Raw genomic sequence first — 2,522 nt, 5'->3', positions numbered from 1 at the left:
CTACGACAACAGCGTGCGGATCGGGTACGCCCGGGTCTCCACGCGGACGCAGGACCACCAGGCGCAACTCGACGCGCTCGCCAGCGCGCACTGCCGCGAGATCATCGTCGAGACCGCCAGCACCCGGGGCGAGCGACCCGAGCTGCGCCGGGCGCTGGGACTCCTCAAAGCCGGGGACACCCTGGTGATCTATACAAGCCGGACCGGGTCGCCCGGTCCATGAAGGAGCTCCTCGTGCTCCTGGAGGACGAGCTGCATGCCCGCGGGATCAACCTGCACATCCTCACCGGCATCTGCGCCGGCCTGCACCGCCCGGCGGGGGCCACGATCGCGGACAAGATGCTGTTCATGGTCGCCGCCATGGCCGCCGAAATGGAGCGGGAACTGATCCGTGAGCGGACGTTGGACGGGCTGCGCGCCGCCGAAGCCGCCGGCCGGCGCGGGGGACGGCCGGTGCGGGTGGATGAGGACACCCTCGCGGTGGTGCGGGCGCGGCGCGCGAAGGGGGAGTCGGTGAGTGAGATCGCCCGGAGGTTGGGGGTGGGGCGGTCGACGGTGTACCAGGCGCTGCAGCATCACACACTCCCCGGCGTCACCCGGACCCCGGACCCTGCCAGCACGGCAACGACACCTCGCTAGATCATCGCTACCGCCAACGGCTACACCAGTCCTCCTCGACCCCCAGATAGCGCAGCTGCGGCGGACGTGTCCGCCGCAGCTGCGCAGTAACGATCGAGCGGAGGAGGTCGGCGGCGTTAGCCCACCCGTTCGCCAGCCAGAGTTGCACTGTAGCTACCGGAGCAAGCGGCGTGAACTCCCTTGAGGTGAACGTTACCCGCTACCTTCTTGTTTGCATCCGAGAAAGCGAGGGTAACGGTGCCTCCGTCGATCCTGTAGAAGGGACATTTCTTGTCTCTGAAGACGCTCGGATCCCCAGCTATTGGGGCAGTGTGGGTCAGCTGGACGACGTTTCCGGAAACCATGATGTCGGCAAGCGATACCGGCAAGATGGTGGTGCCCGCCCTACCCGGGCAGCGTCGGTCCGAGGCAAAGTTAATCTCGCCGACCTCCTGCTTCCCAGGCGGTTCCTCTGATAGCAGGCAGTACCGGGTCGGGTCCGGTTCGATGAGGAGCGTGCCCTCTCGGACGAACTGCTGTCCCGAGATGTCGCCGGTCAGACGCACTTTGTATTTGCCAAACGGCTGAGTGAACGGTTCTGCGTGCTTTGCCGACCCATCCGGCTGGACATTTCCGCCGGCGAGCGCCACGCCCGGAAATCCTGCCAGCGCAATGGCGGCCAGGGAAAGCGCAACATATCGACGTACAGCCACGGCATACCTCCCCGGTACAGTGGAAGCCACAGCAGTCTTCCCGGGGAAGCGGTGGTCACTCATCCAGTCCCACGGAACTTTCGCTTCGCAGGACCCTTATATAGCTGGCCTCGGGAGGCTCGCCCGGATATTCCCACGAGAGTGGTTGCGTGGGACGTTTCCAGCACCCCTATACAGCCCGGGGCTCGGGTCCGTGTCACCAGGCGCCAAGTAGCGCCTTTGGCCGCTTCGTGGTCAAGCCGCCTGCGGTGATGTGGAGGCAGACGTCGCACTGCTGGTAACCGCCGGCCTCGTCGCTGTGCCGACGATCACCGTAGGCGTGCCGGCGGCCGAAGGGGGAGCCGACCGGTGTCGGCGCGACCTGGGGGGATATGCCGACACCGGGTCGACAGGCGGCTGTATCGCTGCTCTAGGTCACCACACGGTGAACGTTCCGGTTTCGTGAAGGACGCACCCCTCTGCCTTCTGATCGAACATCATCATATATTCTCCGGGCGGAGTTTCTTGCCCGACTGTCATCTGAGTCGCCCAGTTACCTCCGGGAGCGACGCTGGGGGTAGCTGTATTGATGTAGAACATCGCTCCGGAGCCATGGGGAATCTGGATATATACTTTACTGTCCGGACTCCACCCGTATCCCGAGATCCTGACCTCGGTGCCGGTCGGCCCCTGGCTCCTACTAAGACTGACATTTGGTTCTGGACAAGCGACAGCGGATGCCGGCTGCGCTACGAATGGCGCGACAGCGAGGAAGATCGCGACTAGTAGCAGCAGGTAGATGGCGCTACATTTTCTGAGCGTCAGCGTCATGAGACTTCCTCTCCCTTGAGGGTCTGACGCACTCTGGAATGGCGCGTCATGCCAACTGGTCGGCTGGCGGGTGCACGGATCTCCGGGTTTTCCTCCGGGAGTGACACCGCCCATGCCTCCTTCTTCCCGGCGGAACTTGTTCTGCCCGGGTACGGCCGCCTGACACAACCCGGCCAGGTCCCCGGCATATTGCTGGTCAGCCATATCCGCCCGATTTTCGGCGGATGCTACGTCGCCCCCAACACCCATCGCCACCCCGCCCGCCGGCGCGCTCCCCCCGACGACGGACATATGGGGAAGCTGTACCCGACGACGTGGTGTGCGGGTACGTACCGTCACGGGGAGCAGACAGGTCCAACGCCCAAGACGGGGTGTCGGTAG

The 2,522-nt window shown here is 64.8% G+C and carries 3 protein-coding genes; 2 read left to right on the top strand and 1 reads right to left on the bottom strand.

Translation table 11 applies throughout. The annotated features are described in order from the left end of the window. Both AC559T_RS11290 and AC559T_RS11285 read left to right on the top strand, forming a co-directional pair. Positions 1 to 223, top strand: a 223-nt coding sequence (locus AC559T_RS11290) for a recombinase family protein (RefSeq protein WP_498868662.1), incomplete at its 5' end; no start/stop codon positions are given. 11 nt (positions 224 to 234) lie between these two features. Then, positions 235 to 639, top strand: coding sequence for a helix-turn-helix domain-containing protein (locus AC559T_RS11285; protein ID WP_498868661.1), 405 nt, complete (start codon positions 235 to 237; stop codon positions 637 to 639). 116 nt (positions 640 to 755) lie between these two features. Here AC559T_RS11285 and AC559T_RS11280 read toward each other — a convergent pair whose 3' ends face one another. Further along, positions 756 to 1,394 (bottom strand): hypothetical protein, encoded by a 639-nt coding sequence (locus AC559T_RS11280; protein ID WP_498868660.1) that lies wholly within the window; start codon positions 1,392 to 1,394, stop codon positions 756 to 758. Positions 1,395 to 2,522: the final 1,128 nt, after the last annotated feature.

Source organism: Frankia sp. Hr75.2, from assembly GCF_949319125.1.
In the GTDB taxonomy this organism is placed as follows: Bacteria; Actinomycetota; Actinomycetes; order Frankiales; family Frankiaceae; genus Parafrankia; species Parafrankia soli.
Note: the sequence above shows the minus strand (reverse complement) of the source record. Positions and strands in the feature narration are given on the sequence as shown.

Excerpts from the sequence above, each read along its gene's own strand:
- AC559T_RS11280 (WP_498868660.1), bottom strand. The coding sequence starts at position 1,394 with ATGAGTGACCACCGCTTCCCCGGGAAGACTGCTGTGGCTTCCACTGTA.